Source organism: Aliiroseovarius sp. PTFE2010, assembly GCF_049943335.1.
Lineage (GTDB): Bacteria > Pseudomonadota > Alphaproteobacteria > Rhodobacterales > Rhodobacteraceae > JBNFVY01.
The window spans coordinates 1-18,985 of sequence record NZ_JBNFVY010000010.1; the positions used below are offsets into that span (position 1 = coordinate 1).

Below are 18,985 nucleotides of genomic sequence, written 5' to 3' on the forward strand. Positions count from 1 at the left end.
GGGCGCGGGCACCCCCTGGGGAAGATCATGACCGACACGACGATGAATCGCCACGACGCCCGCAACGCTGCAAAGGAATTGCGCCGGCGCAAGCTGACCGCTTTTTTGTTCGTCGTGCCGCTGTTGGCTTTCATCATCTTTGCCTTCGTAGCGCCGATTGCGACGATGCTGTTTCGTAGTGTCCATAATCCGACCGTTGCTGCTCTGGTCCCCGATACGCTCGCCGCGATGAAAACCTGGGACGGTGATGGGCTGCCGCCCGAAGCGGCCATGACCCAGTTCGCAATCGACATGAAACGGTTGGCAAATGACCGCACTAGCGGCCAGCTGGCCGAAGAGGTGAACCGCGTGCTTCCCGGCACATCATCGGTCGTCAAGTCCACCGCCCGCAAATTGCGGCGCGTCGATGACGCCGAACTTGCTGCATCCGGGCCCACTCTTTTGACCGAAGCCAATGACAAGTGGGGCGAGCCACCGATCTGGCGCGCCCTGCAAAAATCGGGTCAGGTCTATACCCCCAGCTACTATCTGACCGCGCTGGACCTGGAACTGAGCCGCGACGGCAAGATTGAGCGACGCGACACGCAGATTTACATCAAACTCTATGGCAAGACGCTGAAAATGGCGCTGATCATCACGTTGCTGACGATCGTTCTGGGGTACCCGCTGGCCTATTACATGGCCAACACCACGACAAAGCGATCCAATGCGCTCATGGTGTTTGTGCTGCTGCCGTTCTGGACGTCGCTTCTGGTGCGCACCACCGCCTGGATCGCGCTTTTGCAGACCAACGGCGTCGTGAATTCCACGCTGATGGCACTGGGCATCACGGGCGAGCCGCTGGAACTGCTGTACACCCAGTTTTCGACCATCATTGCCATGACGCACATCCTGCTGCCGTTCATGGTCCTGCCGCTCTTTTCGGTGATGAAGGGGATCGACCCCAGCTTCATGCGCGCGGCCATGTCGATGGGGTCGCGCCCGATCCCCGCCTTCCTGCGGATCTATCTTCCGATGTCCCTGCCGGGGCTGAGCGCCGGTGCGCTTTTGGTTTTCATCATCTCGGTCGGCTATTACATCACGCCTGCGCTGGTGGGCGGCACCGACGGGCAGATGATTTCGAACATCATCGCCTTCCACATGCAGCAGTCGAACAACTGGGAACTGGCCGCCGCGCTCGGCTCGCTGCTGCTGGCGTTGATTTTGATCCTTTATTGGCTCTACGACCGGTTCGTCGGCGCCGGCAACATCAAGCTGGGATAGGGCAATGCGGCTTCCTGAATATTACACGTTCTGGCACATTCTGGGGCACTACGCCTTGCGCGTCACCGCAGCCCTGGTGCTGGTTTTCCTGATGCTGCCGATCCTTGTCATTGTGCCGCTATCATTCAACGCTCAGCCTTTCTTTACCTTTACCGAAGGGATGCTGGCGCTTGACCCGGATGCCTATTCACTGCGCTGGTATGCGGCGATATTCGACAACGCGAACTGGATGCTGGCGATCAAGAACAGCTTTATCATCGGGATCGCTGCGGCGTTGGTGTCAACGGTCCTGGGTACGATTGCCGCAGTTGGCCTTGCCTCGCCATTCATGCCGTTCAAGCGATTGATCACGGCGCTGCTACTGTCCCCGATGATTGTTCCGCTGATCATCATCGCAGCGGGCATGTTCTTTTTTTATACTAGGTTCAATCTGGTCGGCAGCTACGCCGGCTTGATCATGGCCCACGCGGCGCTTGGCGTTCCCTTCGTGATCATTACCGTAACCGCGACGCTGACCGGGTTCGACCGAAGCCTGTTTCACGCGGGCCTATCCATGGGCGCCTCGCCGCTCAAGGTGTTCTGGGACGTGGTGATACCCCTGATCCGGCCCGGCGTCATCTCGGGTGGGCTTTTCGCCTTTGTCACCTCGTTCGACGAAGTTGTGCTGGTCTTGTTTCTGGCCGGCCCCGAGCAGCGAACAATTCCGCGCCAGATGTTCAGCGGCCTGCGGGAACAGATCAACCCGACCATTCTGGCTGTGGCGACGCTGCTGGTTGTCCTGTCTGTCACGCTACTGGTCACACTGGAATTTCTACGCCGTCGTTCCGAACGGCTTCGCGGGGCGGCGGCTTAACGACACGTCCCGCGGAGTTTTCGCGGTGCGGAACCCCATTTCATTTTTTGCGCCCATTTTCGCCGGGCGTAATTTGTCCGGTACTATCTGAAAGCAGTCCGGGCGTGCAGCTTCTGCACGGATTGTCTCAGGCGCGCAGAGGAAGAACACTCGGGCACCGTCCATGACCGCTAAAAGGGTGGTTCGGGCGCAAGATCGCCAAGGGGTTCCACGATAATTCGCGCGACGACATCTTATCCAACCCGCGCGCGCCAAGATCATCGCCACAAACGCAAGCCTGCTGGAAACACGATCCAGACAGCCGCCGGTCCGGACATTGTTGATCGGTATGTGACAGCGTGATCGGCCAGACGACCCGCGTTGTTGAAGACGGCACAATGCGCCGCCCCATTGGCGTGGATGCGCTGATCCCCTTCGGCTATGGCTATCTGTATGTCCCCGCCCGGCCGCTGAATTAAGTAGACGAATTGCGCGCCTGGGATTTGGTCCGGCGCATCACGGCAAACACGAAAGAAGACGCTTGCTACTGGAAAGTTGCGCGTTTGCTAGCCAAGATGAGCGCACGGCACAGCATTCACCCAGCTCAACGAGGAGGCATGAGATGGAACTGAGCTTCACCCCCCAAGAGGACGCCTTTCGCAAAGACGTGCGCGATTTCCTGAAAGAAAACCTGCCCGACACGGTGGCTGCGGCCGTGCGTTCGGGCAGCGAAATGACCAAGGAACTGGCGGAACAATGGCATAAAATTCTGTTTGATAAAGGTTGGGTTGCGCCAAACTGGCCTAAAAAGTTCGGCGGCGCCGAATGGACGCCGGTGCAACGACACATCTTTGAAGAAGAATGCGCAATGGCCTACGCGCCGCGTCAGGTCCCGTTTGGTCTGGCGATGCTGGGGCCGGTTTTGCACAAGTTCGGTAACAAGGAACAGCAGGACTACTACCTGCCGCGCATCCTGTCGGGCGAGGACTGGTGGTGCCAGGGCTATTCCGAGCCGGGCGCCGGGTCGGACCTGGCCAGCCTGAAGACCCGCGCCGAACGCGTTGGCAATGAATACGTCATCAACGGTCAGAAGACCTGGACCACGCTGGGGCAGCACGCCAACAAGATCTTCTGCCTTGTGCGCACCAAAACCGATGGCAAACCGCAAGAAGGCATCAGCTTTGTCCTTGTCGATCTGGACACGCCGGGCATTGAAATGCGCCCGATCAGATTGATCGAAGGCGGGTTCGAAGTGAACGAGGTGTTCTTTACCGACGTCCGCGTGCCGGCTGAAAACCTTGTGGGCGAAGAAAACATGGGCTGGACCATCGCCAAATATCTGCTGACCCACGAGCGCACCAATATTGCCGGTGTCGGCCTGTCTTACCGGGCGCTGGAAGATCTGAAAACCCTGTCAAAGAAGGTCAAGCGCAACGGCAAGCCACTGAACGAAAACCCGCTGTTCGCCGCCCGTATGGCGCAGGTGGAAATTGACCTGAAGGCGATGGAAATCACGAACCTTCGTATGCTGTTCCAGGCGCAGGAACAAGGCGCACCCGGGCCGGAAACCTCAATCCTGAAAATCAAAGGCACTGTGATCCGGCAGGCGCTGAATGATCTGGCGCGACGCGCACTCGGGCCCTCGGCAGCTCCCTTTCCGTCCGAAGACCTGCTGGGCAACATCTCGATCGCGCCGGAGGACAACGCGCATAACGCGGCGCATTATTTCAACAATCGCAAACTGTCGATTTTCGGTGGATCAAATGAGATCCAACGAAATATTCTGACCAAAGCGATGCTGGAGCTGTAAGACATGGATTTCAATCACACCGATGACCGGCGCATGCTGAAAGATTCGCTGGATCGTTATCTGGCCGATCACTACCCGGTCGAGCACCGTATCAAAGTGTCCTACGATGCGCCTTATCACGATCCGTCCAAATGGGCCGAGATGGCCGAACTGGGCGTCCTGCACGCGCTCGCGCCCGAAGATCAGGGCGGCTTTGGTGGCGCGGGGTTTGACATCACCACCGTTTTCGAAGCTTTGGGCGGCGCGCTGAACCCCGAACCGGTGCTGGCCACGCTTTTGGCCTCGCGCCTGATGGGGGCCGCAGGCGCGGATCAGGAAAAACTTCTGGCCGGCACAAAACGCTACGCCGTTGCGATTGGCGAATTGGACGCGCCCTACACGCTGGACGAAATTTCGACCACTGCATCGGGCGACAAGCTGACCGGGCGCAAATCCGTCGTCTATGGCGGCAATGATGCCGATGCCTTCCTTGTGGTCGCCAGGAACGGCGCCACGCTGGCCGTCTACGAGGTGCAGGCCGCGGCGGCCACCGTTCACGGTTACGGGCTGATCGACGGCGGTGGCGCGGCCGAGCTTTTGCTGGACAACACGCCCGGTACGCTGCTGATCGACGGCGCTGAAGCGGCGGTTCAAGATGCGATCGACGCAGGTGCGCTTGCACTGTGCGCCGAAGCGGTCGGGCTGATGGACACCACCTTTGCCATCCTTCTGGACTACTTGCGCACGCGCAAACAGTTCGGCGTTGCGATCGGCAAGTTCCAGGCACTGCAGCACCGTGCGGTCGATGTGATTGCCGAAATGGAACAGGCCCGCTCTATCACGATCTATGCCGCCTCGCGCATGGGCGCGCCCGATCAGTCGCGCGCCGTGTCGATGGCCAAGAACATGATCGGGCGGGCTGCAAAGCTCTGCGCGGAAGAATCCATCCAGATGCATGGCGGCATCGCCATGACATGGGAATACCCCGTCAGCCACATGGCCAAGCGTCTGGTGATGATCGACCATCAACTGGGCGACACAGACTATCACGTGGAACGGGTTATGGACCAATATATGACCGCCTGATCCGGCCAGTCGAAAACCAAAAGGGGCGCCTGCGGCGCCCTTTTTCAGTCGTGTCATAGGCAGGGATCCTAGCCGCGCCGCCGGAATGTTCCCGAAGCAGTCGCAACCTTTTCACCGGTTTCGTCCGTCACGATACCGTCGGCAAAAAACGTCTTGGCCCCACCGCCGGTCATCTGCCCTTCGCCAATCAGCAGTTTACCCTTGGGCCGCGACAGGTAGTTGACCGTCATCGACAGGGTCATCGCAAGTTTGCGCGTGTCCGGATCGCCGGTGTAGCTGCCGCAGTATCCCATAACCGTATCCAGCAGCGTCGCGTACACTCCACCGTGCGGAATGCCGAAACGGTTCATCAGGAACGGCTCAAGCGGCAGCTCAAACCGCGAAAACCCCTCGGACCATTCGGTGATCCGAAAGCCCAGGTGGGCCTGCAGCGGGTAAGCTTCTTCAACCAGACGCGGATCCATCAGGACGGATCCCCTGCCACTGCATGACCCGACGACAGATTGCGCGCCGCTGCCTTGAGTTTTTCGCCGTAAGCCCCGCACAGCTCTTCGGGCGTCACCAGAAATGACGGCCCGCCCACATTCATCCCATAGTACCGTTCACCGTTCAGCGATATCACCGGCACCGCGATCCCGTTTACTTCGGGGCGCCATTGGCCGAAGGATGTACAATAGCCCAGCTTGTCGTAATCTTCGAGCGCCTGGTCGATCGAAGCGCGAATCTTGTCGGCGTTTTGCGGTTTCTCTTGCTTGGCAAGTTGCACCATGTGCGAGCGCTCTTCGGGGCTCATGGCCACAAGGATCGCCCGCCCGATTGCCGAATACATTAGCGGCAAGCGTGCCCCAACGTTTAGGGTCAGCGCCACGGCCTGGGCCGACCGGCGGCGGGCGGTATAGACGACAGACATACGGTGACGTTCGCCCAAGGCACTGGTGATGTGCTTGTTCGGCCCATCAACCAGACGCTTCATTTCTTCGGCCGCGCGGTCCGAAAGTTCCATCCCTGACAGAACGCCAAAGCCAAGGGCCAGCACACCCGCCCCAAGGCGATACGTGCCGGTCCTGTCGGAATAGACAAGATAGTCCAACTTGCACAGCGTATGCGTCAGCCGTGAAATTGTCGGCTTGGGCAGACCCGTGCGCGCCGCGATTTCCTGGTTGGTCAGCGTCGTTTCATACGGGCGGAAACACCGCAGGATCTCGAGCCCACGCGCAAGCGCAGTGACAAATTTGCGATCACCTTCTGCATCAAGCTCATCGCCGAATACTTGATCCTTGCTCATTCCCGTTCCCCTTACACAGCCGTCAGGCCCCCGTCGATCGCGACGGCCTGCCCAGTCATGAAGCTGTTGTCCCGCTCACAAATCCACAGCATCGCCTGCACGACTTCCGCAGGTTCAGCAACGCGACGCAATGGCACACGCGCGGCGATTTTTGAATAGGCTTCTTCGCGGCTTATCCCATGTTTTGCGCCCATCATGTCGCCCATGTTTTCGACCATGGGCGTCGATGCAAAAGACGGGCAAATCGCGTTGACGCGGATATTGTATCTGGCGCTTTCGTCGGCCGCAGCCTTTGTCATGCCGATCACCGCGTGTTTCGACGCCGCATAAGCCGACAGGTACCCCGACCCGACAAGCCCTGCGGCCGAAGCGGTGTTCAGGATCGCCCCGCCGCCTTGCGCCCGCATCACGGGTATCTGATGGCGCATCCCGATGAATACGCCCTTGGCGTTGATTTCCATCACCCGGTCGTAGTCATCCATCGCAATATCGGGCAACGGGGCCATCCCGTTGCTGATCCCGGCGTTGTTCAACGAAACATCCAGCCGTCCGAACGTCTCTACGATACGCGAAACGTGGCGCTGCTGCGCTGCGTCGTCGGCGACGCTGAACGAATCTGCGATGACGTCGAACCCGTCCCTGGTCAGGCTGTCTGCAATCGCAGTCACACCTTCTTGGTTCCAGTCGGACAAGGCCAGTTTTGCGCCTTCAGCTGCAAACCGCCGTGCGGCCAGGGCCCCAAAGCCCGATGCCGCACCCGTAATCTGGACGACCTGTCCACGAAAGCGCTTAGCCATTCTTGGCTGCCTCCAGCCCGAATTGGGCGAAATTTCCCACATTCGCCCCCAAAGCGATCCCCCGTTCGGGGTTTGATGCATTCCCGTCCAGCGCGCGCTTGTAAACACCCTGAATGATCCCAGCCATGCGGAAGAAGGTAAACGCAAGATAGAAGTTGAAGTCCGGAATAGACGAAATTCCCCGCCGCTCGCAGTATTTTGCGACGAATTCTTCGTCCGTCGGAATATTCAGCGGCCCGCGATCCACACCGGCCAGACCGCGCCCCATCCCGCCCGGCGCCATGCGCCACTGCATGATCACGGCCGCCAGATCTGCATAGGGGTGCCCGATGGTGGACAGTTCCCAATCCAGAACCGCAACGCAGCGGGGGTCCTTCTTGTCAAACAGCATATTGTCGATGCGGAAATCCCCATGCACCAACGTGCGCTGCCCGTCGTCGGCCGGCATGTGCGCGCCAAGCCACTCGATCAGCTCTTCCATCGGCGCCAGACGTTCGGTTTCTGCAGCGCGATACTGCTTGGTCCAGCGCGAGATCTGACGCTCGTAATAATTGCCCTCGGGGCCATAGTCGCTCAGACCGACCGCATCGATGTCCACGTCGTGGATCGCGGCCAGAACCCGGTTCATGTCGTCAAAGATTTCGCCCCGCTCGTCATTGTTCACCTCTGGCAGGCGCGGGTCGAAAAAGTTGCGCGCATCGACCATTTCCATAATATAGAACATCGAGCCGATCACATCGTCGTCTTCGCACAGCACATACATCTTGGCGACCGGCACATCGGTCCCCGCCAAAGCGCTTTGCACGCGGAATTCCCGGTCGACCGCATGGGCCGATTTGAGCAGCTTTCCCGGCGGTTTGCGCCGCAAGACGTAACGGCCTGACGGCGTGTCCAGCCGGAAGGTCGGGTTTGACTGTCCGTCTGCGAATTTCGTGGCTTTGATCGGGCCCTTGAAGCCTGGCAGATGCGCTGTCAGCCACGCCTCTACCGCCGCAGTATCAAGTTTGGTCGGGTCAGAATTGTTGTCCATCGCCCCTCTCAGGAATAGGTCAGCATGTGGGCCGTATCGGCCGTGATATGCGGAGTTTCGTTGAAGGAATTCAGAAATATCTTGCCGCCGGACGCGATCACGCGCGTCTGCGCCATGAAACCCTTTCGCTTTCAGCGCCCGCCCGACAGCGCGCGCCGGGGTCTGGCCCAAGTCGGACAGGGCGCCATAATCACCCGCCCCAGTGCTGGCCTGCCGCTGCCGTATGAAGAACCGCTCCAGCACTTACTTTTTTTCGTTGCTGTACTTGCGCAACTCGGCGCGCGCGACCTGCCGACGATGCACCGCGTCTGGCCCATCGGCAAAACGAAGCGTGCGCAGGTTGGTGTACATGCGCGCCAGCGGCTGGTCCTGGCTGATGCCTTCGCCGCCGTGAATTTGCATGGCTTCATCCACGATCCGGGTCGAAATCAGCGGGGCCACCACCTTGATCTTGGAAATCCACGGCTGCGCGGCGCGCGTGCCTGCGGTGTCCATCATGTAGGCGGCCTTCAGGCACAATAGCTGCGCCATTTCGATGTCCATCCGCGCGTTGGCGATAATGTCGTAATTTGCGCCCAGTTCGGCAATCTTCTTGCCAAAGGCTTCGCGCGACAATGCACGCTTGCACATCAATTCCAGCGCGCGCTCAGCCTGTCCGATGGCGCGCATGCAGTGGTGGATGCGACCCGGTCCAAGGCGCCCTTGGGCCACTTCGAACCCGCGGCCTTCGCCCAGGATCATGGCGTCGGCGGGAATGCGTACATCGGTGAACCGCATGTGCATGTGACCGTGCGGCGCGTCGTCATTGCCGAAGACCTGCATTGGGCGCAGGATCTCGATCCCCGGCAGCCCAGCTGGCAGCACGAACATCGAATGGCGTGCATGCTTTGGCGCGTTTGCATCGGTACAGGCCATCAGAATATAGACCTTGCAACGCGGATCACCCGCGCCCGAGATCCACCACTTTTCGCCGTTCAGAACCCATTCGTCGCCGTCTTTCCTGGCCTCGAATGCCAATTGGGTCGCATCGGACGAGGCGACATTCGGTTCGGTCATGATATAGGCCGAGCGGATTTCGCCATCGAGCAGTGGCTGCAGAAACTGTTTTTTCTGCGCCTCGGTGCCGTAGCGTTCCAACACTTCCATGTTGCCTGTGTCGGGGGCCGAACAGTTGAACACCTCGGACCCGATCGAGCATTTCCCCATTTCCTGCGCCAGATAGGCGTATTCTACTGTGGTCAACCCATAGCCACGCTCGCTGTCGGTCAGCCAGAAATTCCACAGACCGCGCCGCTTGGCTTCGGCCTTCAGTGCGCTCATGATTTCCAATTGACGGTCGTTCAGCACAAACCGGTCGTTCTGCGGGTTATTGCCGATTTCCGCATGATATTCATGGTCGAGCGGCGCGATGTCATTCGCGATCATGTTGCGCACCTGCTCGATGAGCGGGCGTACCTTGTCCGTGATGCCCAGATCCATTGGGGCTCCTCCCTCGGGTTTGCTGGGCGGGGCGCCATGCCCCGCCGTTTGTTTTACAAGACTTCGAACAGGCCCGCAGCGCCCATGCCGCCGCCTACGCACATGGTGCACACGACATATTTGGCGCCCCGGCGCTTGCCCTCGATCAATGCGTGCCCGACCATGCGCGCGCCCGACATGCCATAGGGGTGACCGATGGAAATGGCGCCGCCATTGACGTTGAGCAGCTCGTCGGGAATGCCCAGCACACGCTGCGATTGCAGGACCTGGCTGGCAAAGGCTTCGTTCAACTCCCACAGGCCGATGTCATCCATCTTTAGTCCGTGCGCTTCGAGCAATCTGGGCACGGCATAGATCGGGCCGATGCCCATTTCGTCCGGCTCGCAACCAGAGGCCATCACGCCCACATAGCGACCAAGCGGCTGCAGCCCGGCTTTTTCGGCGGCCTTGGCCTCCATGATGACAGATGCCGAGGCGCCGTCGGACAGCTGGCTGGCGTTGCCCGCGGTGATGTAGGTACCGTCCTTGATCTGCTGGCCGTCCTTGAACACAGGCGGCAATGCGGCCAGAGATTCGTAGCTGGTGCCCGGGCGGTTGCCTTCATCCTTGGTCAGCTCGACTTCGACCTCGCTGATTTCCTTGGTTTCCTTGTCCTGGACCTTCATGACCGTTTTCAGCGGCACGATTTCGTCATCGAACTTGCCTGCGTCCTGCGCGGCGGCGGTGCGGGACTGGCTGCGCGCGGCATATCGGTCCTGGTCCTCGCGGCTGACGCCATAGCGCTCGGCCACGATTTCCGCGGTTTCCAGCATGGACATGTAAAGCGCGGGCTTGTGTTCGCGGATCCAGGGATCGCTTGCCCGGTCCATGCGCATGTTTTGGTTCTGGACCAGCGAAATGCTCTCAACGCCACCGCCAATCGCAACATCCATGCCGTCATGCACCACCTGCTTGGCGGCCGTTGCAATCGCCATCATGCCGCTGGCGCACTGACGGTCCATCGACATGCCGGCGATCGTCACAGGCAGGCCCGCGCGGACCACCGCCTGGCGGCCGATATTGCCACCCGTGCTGCCCTGCTGGATCGCGCAGCCGATCAGGCAGTCTTGAATGGTGGCGGGGTCGATGCCGGCGCGGTCGACCGCGTGTTTGACGGCGTGGCCGATCAGTTCCTGGGCCTGGGTGTCGTTGAAAGCGCCCCGATAAGCCTTGCCGATCGGGGTGCGGGCGGTAGATACGATAACGGCGTCACGCATTTGTTTGCTTCCTTATGTCTGGGGCGATCTTATGTCTTGGGCAATTCGATACCGAGCTTGCGCGCGGCGTTCTCGATGTATTTGTGGGTTTGGGCAAAGGCGCCCGGCATTTCTTTCTGACCCTCTGGATTGCGGATTGCGGCCATCTGGGCGGCCACGTTGTCGGCGCTCAGATCTTCACCCACCAGGGTGATGCCGGGGGTCTCATAGACCTTGATTTCCGCGAAGCTGCCGCCGCCGGCGCCCAGCATCATCTTGGTCGGCGCGTCCTCGGCCACCAGCGCCAGAAGGCCCGGAGTAATCGTGTCGGGCTTGATCAGCTCAAGCAGCTCGTCCGGGAGCAGGTCTTCGGTCATGCGGGTGGCGGCAGTCGGGGCAAGGATGTTGGCCTTGATGTTGTATTTCTGCCCTTCCATCGACAGCACGTTCATCAATCCCAGCATCGCAGATTTGGCCGCGCCATAGTTCGATTGGCCGAAGTTGCCGTACATGCCGCTTGCCGATGTGGTGAAAACGATGCGCCCGTATTGGCGTTCGCGAAAATGATCCCACAACGCCTTGGTGGTCACGACGCTGCCCATCAGGTGCACGTCCAGCACGACCCGGAAATCATCCAGCGTCATCTTTGCAAAAGACCTGTCGCGCAGGATACCGGCGTTGTTGACCAGAATGTCGACCTGGCCCCAGTCGGCGATAGCCTTGTCGACCATGTCCTGCACCTGTTCAGCGTCGGTCACGTTGGCGCCATGGGCCATCGCCTGCCCACCCATCGCCTTGATCTCTTCGACCACGGAATGCGCCCCTTCGGACGACTGACCCGTGCCATCGGTTGCCACGCCCAGATCGTTCACCACCACCTTGGCGCCACGTTCGGCCAGCCCCAGCGCATGGCACCGACCCAAGCCATTTCCCGCGCCTGTCACGATCGCGACACGTCCATCAAATCTCATACTCATGCCTGTTCTCCAAAGTATCTGCGGCCCAGCCATTCGGCCACCAGCGCGGGCTTGTCCCGCCCTTCAATTTCGACTGTCACGTTCAGGGTCGATTCAATCTCACCGGGGCGAATATCTTCGACCTTGCCAAGCACGAACCGGCCACGGATACGGCTGCCCACCGGCACCGGCGAGACGAAGCGCATTTTGTTCATGCCATAATTGACGCCCATCACCACGCCGTCGATGGTGGGCATCTGGGAAACCATGGCCGACAGCATCGACATGGTCAGAAACCCATGCGCGATCGTGCCGCCAAAAGGCGTTTGCGCTGCTTTTTCGGGATCGACGTGGATGTACTGCCAATCCTCGGTGCAATCGGCAAACTGATCGATCCTTTCCTGCGTGATCTCAAACCAATCGGACACGCCGATTTCGGTACCGACCATAGCTTTGTATTCTTCGCGGGTGACGGTCTGGTTCATATGTCGTCTCCGAAAATCGAGCCTGTGGCCATGGAATTCATCCCCCCCGACAAGGGCAGGATCGCGCCAGACACATACGCGCCGCCCCGCCCGCAGAGGTACTGCAGCGCGCCGGCGATATCTTCGGGCCTGCCAACACGGCCCAAGGGTATGCCCTGGGCCGCCTTGTCACGGCCAGCTTCGTTGCCCATGGCAAAGGCTGTCATATTCGACATGAACGGCCCCGGCGCAATCGCATTCACGGTGATGCCTTGCGGGGCCAGATCGTTCGACAGCACACGCGTCATGTGATGCACCGCGCCTTTGGACACCGCATAGGAATAGGTGGCCGTGCCCTTGGGCATGTCACCCATGATGCTGCCCACATTGACCACGCGGGCGGGATCGCCTTCGGCCCGCCCCTTCATCAAGAGCGGCAGCAGCGATTGGGTCAGGTGGAACATGCCCTGCACATTCAGTTTGAGCAGCTTGTCCCACGCATCATAGGGGTGTTCGCCCAACGGCGCGCCCCAGGTGCGGCCTGCATTGTTCATCAGAATGTTCAACTTGTCGGTGCGGCTTTCCACCTCGGCAACAAGGGCGGCGATGCCTTGTTCCGAGGCAACATCGCCGCCAAATCCTTCCACGCTTCCAGCCACGCCACTATCGTTGATTTCCTTGGCAGTAGCTTCACAGGCATCGGCCTTGCGACTGGCAATCAGCACCCGCGCCCCGGCGGCGGCCAGCCCTTCGGCGGCCATGCGCCCGATCCCCGTGGCCCCGCCGGTCACCAGCGCCACTTTGCCCGTCAGTCCGAATAGTTCGTTCGGTGTTACACCCATAGATCAAAATCCCTTCGCAGCGGCAACAATCGCAACATGACAGCCATAGTCGTCCACCCATTTTGCGCCCAAGCGGGCGCGTTTCATCCATAAACCCCTGTCGAATTCATCGCTCACACCAATGCTGCCATGCTTCTGAGGTCATGGCGATGCTGCAGGGCCTGGAACGTGCCGCTCAGAACCCCGACTTGCTTGCGCCGCTTGAGGTGTCGGGCGCCGGTCTGGAAAGCCACGCTGAACGGGGGGTTGCCGGAAATCAGGCGCAACCACCGGGTCGTCACACCTGCCTTGCCCGCATCGATCGGCAGGCAGTTGATGCCCGTGTATTTTGGCGCGTCGCGCGCCAATTCGTCCCGCCAAATCTGTTGAAGCACGCAGGGCAGTCGCACCCCACCGTATTCGATGGACCAGGTCGGAACGGTCGGCCCCTCTGGCGCGGCAGGCCAGATGCAATCTTTCTGAGTCGGCGACGAAAATCCGAACCGTTTTCCGCCCCGGAAGATGACAGATTCGGACAGCACTTTGTGCGCGCCCCGGCCTTGCCTTCCGGCGGGGTTAATTCTGTTAAACCACTGACGAATTGGGTTGCGAAATCGCGCAGGATCACGCGAGAATTCCGGCATGTGTCTCCTCCCAAATGCCCGGCGTTTTGCATTGCAGAATAGGGTTTCACATTATCCTTGACAAGTCAGCGCAGCCTTCGTTTCCTATGTTTCCAAGAGACGCCCGAGGAGGAGTGGGCGTTTCGCGTTTGGGAGGAAACACATGACCATCTTGAAAACTGCGTTACTCGCCGCGACAGTGTCGTTCGGCGCGCTGTCGGCTGCTCAGGCCGAGATGAAGATTGCATTTATCGATCCGCTTTCGGGCCCGTTCGGCCCGTCGGGCGATGCCGCGCTCAAACAATGGCGTCACGCCGCCGAAGAAGTGAACGCCAACGGCGGGATCAATGGCGAGCAGGTCGAGATCATTGCCTTCGACAACAAGGTCAACCCCAAGGAATCGCTGGTTCAGCTGCAAAAGGCCATCGACCAGGGCGTACGTGTGGTTGCGCAGGGGAACGGATCGTCCGTGGCTGCGGCCCTCATCGATGCTGTCAACAAGCACAACAAGCGCAACCCTGGCGAAGAAGTCATCTACCTGAACTATGCGGCCGTGGACCCGGCCTTTACGAATGAGGCGTGCTCGTTCTGGCATTTCCGTTTTGACGCCAATGCCGACATGAAAATGGAAGCGCTCACTGACTGGATCGCCGCTCAGGACGACATCAACAGCGTCTATGTGATCGGTCAGGACTATTCCTTCGGAAAGGCTGTTGCAGCGGCTGCCGTTGGTCAGTTGGCCGAGAAAAAGCCTGATCTGACCATCGCCGGGAACGAACTGCACCCGCTGGGCAAGGTCAAAGACTTTACCCCATACATTCAAAAGATCATCTCGTCCGGCGCTGATGCGATCATCACCGGCAACTGGGGCGCCGACATGGTGCTGCTGGTCAAGGCTGCGATCGACTCGGGCTGGGACAAACCGATCCTGACGTATTACGGCGGATCGCAGGGCGCCGCGTCCGCGATGGGCGACGCGGCAACAGGGAAGGTCATGCAGGTGTCCGAGGTAGACATCAATTTCGACACCGGCAACGACATGCAAGAGGCGCGGATCGACTCGTTCAACGAACAGTATGGGCCGAAGAACACCTATTTCTACCACCGTGCTTACAACGCCATGAATTTCTTTGACATGGCGGCCGAAAAGGTCGGCAACAACGACGATATAGTCGCGATTGCCAAGGCGATGGAAGGCATGACCTACGATGGACCCTACGGCAAGGTGACCATGCGCGCCGAAGACCACCAGGTTCTTCAGGATCTCTTCATTACGACCTTTGTGAAAAACCCCAAGCGCACCGTCGAAGAATTGCCGCTTGGCTGGTCGATGATCGATCCATCCGCAGACCGGATCCCTGCCGATGCGACCGAGACCGAGACGACGTGTGAGATGGAGCGCCCCTCCTAATCGTCAGCTCGCCTCTGCGAGACCACGATGGGGCGCCACGTCAAACCCGCGTGGCGCCCTGGTTCATAATTGGGGCTAGTCATGGAAACGATCATCTTTTCCCTGCTCAACGGGACGATCTATGGTCTGCTGCTCTTCATGCTTTCGAGCGGTTTGACCCTGATCTTTTCGATGATGGGCGTTTTGAACTTTGCGCATGCCAGTTTTTACATGCTGGGCGCGTATTTTGCCTATACGATTTCGGAAAGTACCAGTTTTTGGGTCGCCCTTATCTTTGCGCCGATCCTGGTCGGACTGGTGGGCGCGCTGGTCGAACGCTATGGCCTGCGTAAAGTCCACGCCAACGGTCATGTCGCCGAGTTGCTGTTCACGTTCGGGCTGGCCTACCTGATCGACGAAATCGTCAAGATCGTCTACGGGCGCAATGCCGTCGGCTACGACGTACCCCCCGCGTTGGACTTTTCGCTTTTCGAACTGTTTGGCGCGCAGTACCCGGCGTACCGTATTTTCATTCTTTTCGTGGCGATCTTCATGCTGGCGGTACTTTGGTATGTGCTGAAACGCACCCGCGCCGGCCTGATCATCCAGGCCGCGCTGACACATCCGCACATGGTGGGCCACCTTGGCCACGACGTGCCACGCATCTTCATGACCGTCTTCGGCGTGGGCTGTGCGCTGGCAGGCCTGGCCGGCGTAATCGGCGGCAACTATCTGGTGACCGACCCGGCCATGGCTGTCCAGATGGGCCCGATCGTGTTCGTGGTCGTGGTGGTTGGTGGGCTCGGCTCGCTAGAAGGGGCATTTCTTGCTGCCATGCTTCTGGGCCTGCTCCAGACGTTCGCGGTGTCGGTAAACGCCACATTTGCCGATCTCTTCGGCTGGCTGGGCCTCTCGGCCACGTCCGAACTGGGCAGCATCACCATCGCGCAGCTGGCTCCGCTGCTGCCGTTCCTGATGCTGGTTCTCATTCTCATGGTCCGTCCAACCGGCCTGATGGGGGACCGTGAAATATGAGCGATACAGGCGTACAACACCTTCAGGATCTCGCACCATCGCGGTCTCAGAAACTCCGCGAACGGGTCCTGCCCTTTGTCATCATGGCAGTGGTCTTGGTGATCATCCCCATGATGGGGCCCTCGCGCACGATTTATTCGCTGCTCAACCAGATCGGCATCTATATCGTCTTCGCGCTCAGCTACAATATGTTGCTGGGCAAGGGCGGGCTGCTGTCCTTCGGCCATGCGGTGTATTTTGGGCTGGGGGGGTATGCGGCCCTGCACGCGATGCGCGCAATCGAAGCGGCAGATAGCGGGTTCTGGGCCACCTACCCGGTCTTTTTCCTGCCGATTGTCGGCTTTGCGGGCGGCGCCTTGGCCGGGGCCATTATCGGCTGGCCGTCGTGCCGCCGCGCTGGCACGCCGTTCGCGATGATTTCACTGGGTGTGGCCGAATTGGTCGCCGCCGCCGGCTTTATGTTCGGATCGATCTTTGGCGGCGAAATGGGCATTTCGGGCGACCGGATGAACGGCCCCGCCTTGTTCGGCCTGTCGCTGGGGCCAATCCACGAGGTCTACTGGTTTATCGCCTTCTGGACCCTTGTAGGCGCCGTGGCCATGTTCGCCTTTACGCGCACCCCCTTGGGCAAGATGTCCGAGGCAACCCGCGACAACCCTGAACGCGTCCAGTTCGTGGGTTATGACCCGCAGCGTGTGCGCTATCTGGTGTTCATCTTTGCCGGGGCCTTTGCAGGTCTGGCGGGGGGAATGTCGGCGGTGAACTATGAGATTTTCACCCCCGAAGCTCTGTCAGTAGTCCCTTCGGGCATGGTGCTGATCATGGCGTATCTGGGCGGCGTGCGATATTTCTGGGGGCCGGTTCTGGGGGCCGTGGTGATAACGTATATGGTATCGAACCTGTCGGATTATTCCGAAGCCTGGCTGTTCTACCTGGGTCTGATGTTCGTTGCGATTGTGATGTTTGCGCCGTCGGGCCTGTCGGGCATCGTGGTCACGACAATCCAGGGCGTGCGTCGCAACGGGCTGCCCTACATCGCCCGATGGCTGAGCTATGCTGCGGGGATCGCAATCTTGTTGGTTGGAATCATCGTCATCGTCGAAGCCGGCGTGCGTCAAACCAGCGGGTACGGTGAAGTGTTTGAGCCGTTCTCCCTGCACCTGTCTTTGTCGAACCCGCTGACCTATGCCCTGACCTTCGGTCCGGTGGCCGTTGGGGTTGCCATTCTGCGGTGGGTTTCGAAGAAGGAGGATCTGTGATGAGCACGCCAGCGCTTGAACTGAAAAACGTTCACAAGAGCTTTGGTCCAGCCAAGATCATCCAGGGCGTGGACCTGGCGGTCGGCAAGGGTGAAAACCACGCCATCATCGGGCCGAACGGGGCTGGAAAGTCGACCCTGTTCAACCTGATATCAGGGCTCTACAGCCTGTCGGACGGCCAGATTAAGCTGAACGGCGCGGTCATCTCGGGCAAAAAACCCTACCAGATCCAGCGCTTGGGCCTGTCGCGGTCATTCCAGGTGTCAAACATCTTTCAGAACATGACCGTGCGCGAAAACGTGCGCTGCGGTGTGCTGTTTTCCATGGGCTACGGCTATTCTTTCCTGCGCAACATTGGCGCGCAGCGCGATGTGCAGGAAAAGACGGCTGAAATACTGGAACGTGTGGGGCTGATCGACAAGGCGCACCTGCCGGCGGCGCTGCTGCCCTACGCGGACCAACGGACGTTGGAAATCGCGATCACCATCGCCAGTGATCCCGATGTGATCCTGCTGGACGAACCGACCGCTGGCATGAGCCGTTCGGAAACTGATCGCGCGGTCGAATTGATCGGCCACGCAACCAAAGGCAAGACCCTGCTGATCGTCGAGCACGACATGGGTGTGGTCTTTGGTATGGCCGACAGGATTTCGGTGCTGGTCTATGGCCAGATCATCGCCACCGGCAAGCCCGAGCAAATCCGCGGCGATCCCAAGGTGCGCGAAGCCTATCTGGGTGACGACGGCGAAGGAGAAGCAGCATGAACGCGGACACCATCAGCAGCGCCAGCGCAACGTCGGCCACTGCCGTGCCCATGCTCGAAGTCACAGACCTGCATGCCTTTTACGGCAAAAGCCATGTTCTGCACGGCGTGAACATGCGCATCATGCCCGGCGAAGTCATCGCCCTTCTGGGGCGCAACGGCGTGGGCCGATCGACCACCGCCAAGGCGATCATGGGTGAAGTGCCGCCCGTCGGGTCTGTCAAGTTCAAGGGGCAAGAGATCGCGGGTTTGGACAGCCACAAGATCGCGCATCTCGGGCTGGGCTATGTGCCCGAAAGCCGGGACATCTTCCCAAGCATGACCGTTCGACAGAACCTGATGCTGGGCATCAAGAACCTGCGGCGACCCGGCAAATGGTCCATCGATCAGATGCTGGACATGTTCCCCAACCTGCGCTCGCGCGCCGACAATGCCGCTGGCGTCTTGTCGGGTGGGGAAAAGCAGATGCTGACCATGTGCCGGACACTGATGGGCGACCCCGAGTTGATCATCATCGACGAGCCGACCGAAGGGCTTGCCCCCAAGATCGTGCAGCAGGTCGGGGACATGATTGCCGAGATCGCAAAAAATGGCGTGTCGATCCTGCTGGTCGAACAGAAATTGTCGATCGCATTGCGGATTGCCGACAGGGTCTATGTCATGGGCCACGGCGAAATTGTCTACGAAGGAACCCCGGAGGCGTTCAAGACCCGCGACGACGTGCGGTCCGAATGGCTGGAAGTCTGATCGACCTGTATTGACCCAGCCTGCACTGACACCGAAAGCCCTGCGGATCGGGCGGGACCATTTTACATAGATCTGTTCCCGCCATGGTTTGCAGGGGACGCTGGGCCTTGTTCTGGGCGCCCGCGTCGATC

General features: G+C 59.8%; 19 protein-coding genes. 9 read left to right on the top strand and 10 right to left on the bottom strand.

The features are described 5' to 3' along the window. Positions 1-27: 27 nt before the first annotated feature. The 4 genes from ACP2AV_RS12555 to ACP2AV_RS12570 all read left to right on the top strand — a co-directional run bounded on the left by ACP2AV_RS12555 (position 28) and on the right by ACP2AV_RS12570 (position 4,970). Positions 28-1,263, top strand: coding sequence for an ABC transporter permease (locus ACP2AV_RS12555; RefSeq protein ID WP_426373189.1), 1,236 nt, complete (start codon positions 28-30; stop codon positions 1,261-1,263). A 4-nt stretch (positions 1,264-1,267) separates the two neighbouring features. After that, positions 1,268-2,116 carry an ABC transporter permease gene (locus ACP2AV_RS12560; protein ID WP_426373093.1) on the top strand — a complete coding sequence of 283 codons (849 nt, stop codon included), beginning with the start codon at positions 1,268-1,270 and terminating at the stop codon, positions 2,114-2,116. Between the two features lie 601 nt (positions 2,117-2,717). Beyond that, positions 2,718-3,905: an acyl-CoA dehydrogenase family protein gene (locus ACP2AV_RS12565; RefSeq protein WP_426373094.1), complete on the top strand. Its 1,188-nt coding sequence runs from the start codon at positions 2,718-2,720 to the stop codon at positions 3,903-3,905. Between the two features lie 3 nt (positions 3,906-3,908). Continuing rightward, a complete protein-coding gene (locus ACP2AV_RS12570; RefSeq protein ID WP_426373095.1) occupies positions 3,909-4,970 on the top strand; it encodes an acyl-CoA dehydrogenase family protein in 1,062 nt (353 codons plus the stop codon). 68 nt (positions 4,971-5,038) lie between these two features. Here ACP2AV_RS12570 and ACP2AV_RS12575 read toward each other — a convergent pair whose 3' ends face one another. The 10 genes from ACP2AV_RS12575 to ACP2AV_RS12620 form a co-directional block, all read right to left on the bottom strand. Then, positions 5,039-5,434: a PaaI family thioesterase gene (locus tag ACP2AV_RS12575; protein WP_426373096.1), complete on the bottom strand. Its 396-nt coding sequence runs from the start codon at positions 5,432-5,434 to the stop codon at positions 5,039-5,041. Beyond that, entirely contained in the window at positions 5,434-6,255 is an 822-nt protein-coding gene (locus ACP2AV_RS12580; protein ID WP_426373097.1) for an IclR family transcriptional regulator, read from the bottom strand. Before ACP2AV_RS12580 ends, ACP2AV_RS12575 begins: the two co-directional genes overlap by 1 nt. Before the next feature lie 11 nt (positions 6,256-6,266). Next, positions 6,267-7,052, bottom strand: coding sequence for an SDR family NAD(P)-dependent oxidoreductase (locus ACP2AV_RS12585; RefSeq protein WP_426373098.1), 786 nt, complete (start codon positions 7,050-7,052; stop codon positions 6,267-6,269). Next, on the bottom strand, positions 7,045-8,082 hold the full coding sequence (locus tag ACP2AV_RS12590; protein WP_426373100.1) for a phosphotransferase family protein: 1,038 nt from the start codon (positions 8,080-8,082) through the stop codon (positions 7,045-7,047). Before ACP2AV_RS12590 ends, ACP2AV_RS12585 begins: the two co-directional genes overlap by 8 nt. Positions 8,083-8,325: 243 nt before the next feature. Continuing rightward, complete coding sequence (locus ACP2AV_RS12595; RefSeq protein WP_426373101.1) at positions 8,326-9,561, bottom strand: acyl-CoA dehydrogenase family protein; 1,236 nt, start codon at positions 9,559-9,561, stop codon at positions 8,326-8,328. A gap of 53 nt (positions 9,562-9,614) precedes the next feature. Then, positions 9,615-10,817, bottom strand: a complete 1,203-nt coding sequence (locus ACP2AV_RS12600) for an acetyl-CoA C-acyltransferase (RefSeq protein WP_426373102.1) — start codon at positions 10,815-10,817, stop codon at positions 9,615-9,617. A 29-nt stretch (positions 10,818-10,846) separates the two neighbouring features. After that, positions 10,847-11,773 (bottom strand): SDR family NAD(P)-dependent oxidoreductase, encoded by a 927-nt coding sequence (locus ACP2AV_RS12605; RefSeq protein WP_426373103.1) that lies wholly within the window; start codon positions 11,771-11,773, stop codon positions 10,847-10,849. Then, complete coding sequence (locus tag ACP2AV_RS12610) at positions 11,770-12,237, bottom strand: MaoC family dehydratase (protein WP_426373104.1); 468 nt, start codon at positions 12,235-12,237, stop codon at positions 11,770-11,772. The genes ACP2AV_RS12605 and ACP2AV_RS12610 overlap by 4 nt, the downstream gene beginning before the upstream one ends. Further along, positions 12,234-13,058 (bottom strand): SDR family NAD(P)-dependent oxidoreductase, encoded by an 825-nt coding sequence (locus ACP2AV_RS12615; RefSeq protein WP_426373106.1) that lies wholly within the window; start codon positions 13,056-13,058, stop codon positions 12,234-12,236. Before ACP2AV_RS12615 ends, ACP2AV_RS12610 begins: the two co-directional genes overlap by 4 nt. Before the next feature lie 113 nt (positions 13,059-13,171). Then, entirely contained in the window at positions 13,172-13,432 is a 261-nt protein-coding gene (locus tag ACP2AV_RS12620; protein ID WP_426373107.1) for a hypothetical protein, read from the bottom strand. A 391-nt stretch (positions 13,433-13,823) separates the two neighbouring features. Between ACP2AV_RS12620 and ACP2AV_RS12625 the strand changes: the two genes are divergently transcribed. From ACP2AV_RS12625 to ACP2AV_RS12645, 5 genes are all read left to right on the top strand, one after another. Next, positions 13,824-15,071: a branched-chain amino acid ABC transporter substrate-binding protein gene (locus ACP2AV_RS12625; protein ID WP_426373108.1), complete on the top strand. Its 1,248-nt coding sequence runs from the start codon at positions 13,824-13,826 to the stop codon at positions 15,069-15,071. An 81-nt stretch (positions 15,072-15,152) separates the two neighbouring features. Then, positions 15,153-16,085 (top strand): branched-chain amino acid ABC transporter permease, encoded by a 933-nt coding sequence (locus ACP2AV_RS12630; protein ID WP_426373109.1) that lies wholly within the window; start codon positions 15,153-15,155, stop codon positions 16,083-16,085. After that, positions 16,082-17,344, top strand: coding sequence for a branched-chain amino acid ABC transporter permease (locus tag ACP2AV_RS12635; RefSeq protein ID WP_426373111.1), 1,263 nt, complete (start codon positions 16,082-16,084; stop codon positions 17,342-17,344). Before ACP2AV_RS12630 ends, ACP2AV_RS12635 begins: the two co-directional genes overlap by 4 nt. After that, entirely contained in the window at positions 17,344-18,108 is a 765-nt protein-coding gene (locus ACP2AV_RS12640) for an ABC transporter ATP-binding protein (protein ID WP_426373112.1), read from the top strand. Before ACP2AV_RS12635 ends, ACP2AV_RS12640 begins: the two co-directional genes overlap by 1 nt. After that, positions 18,105-18,854: an ABC transporter ATP-binding protein gene (locus tag ACP2AV_RS12645; RefSeq protein WP_426373113.1), complete on the top strand. Its 750-nt coding sequence runs from the start codon at positions 18,105-18,107 to the stop codon at positions 18,852-18,854. Before ACP2AV_RS12640 ends, ACP2AV_RS12645 begins: the two co-directional genes overlap by 4 nt. Positions 18,855-18,985: the final 131 nt, after the last annotated feature.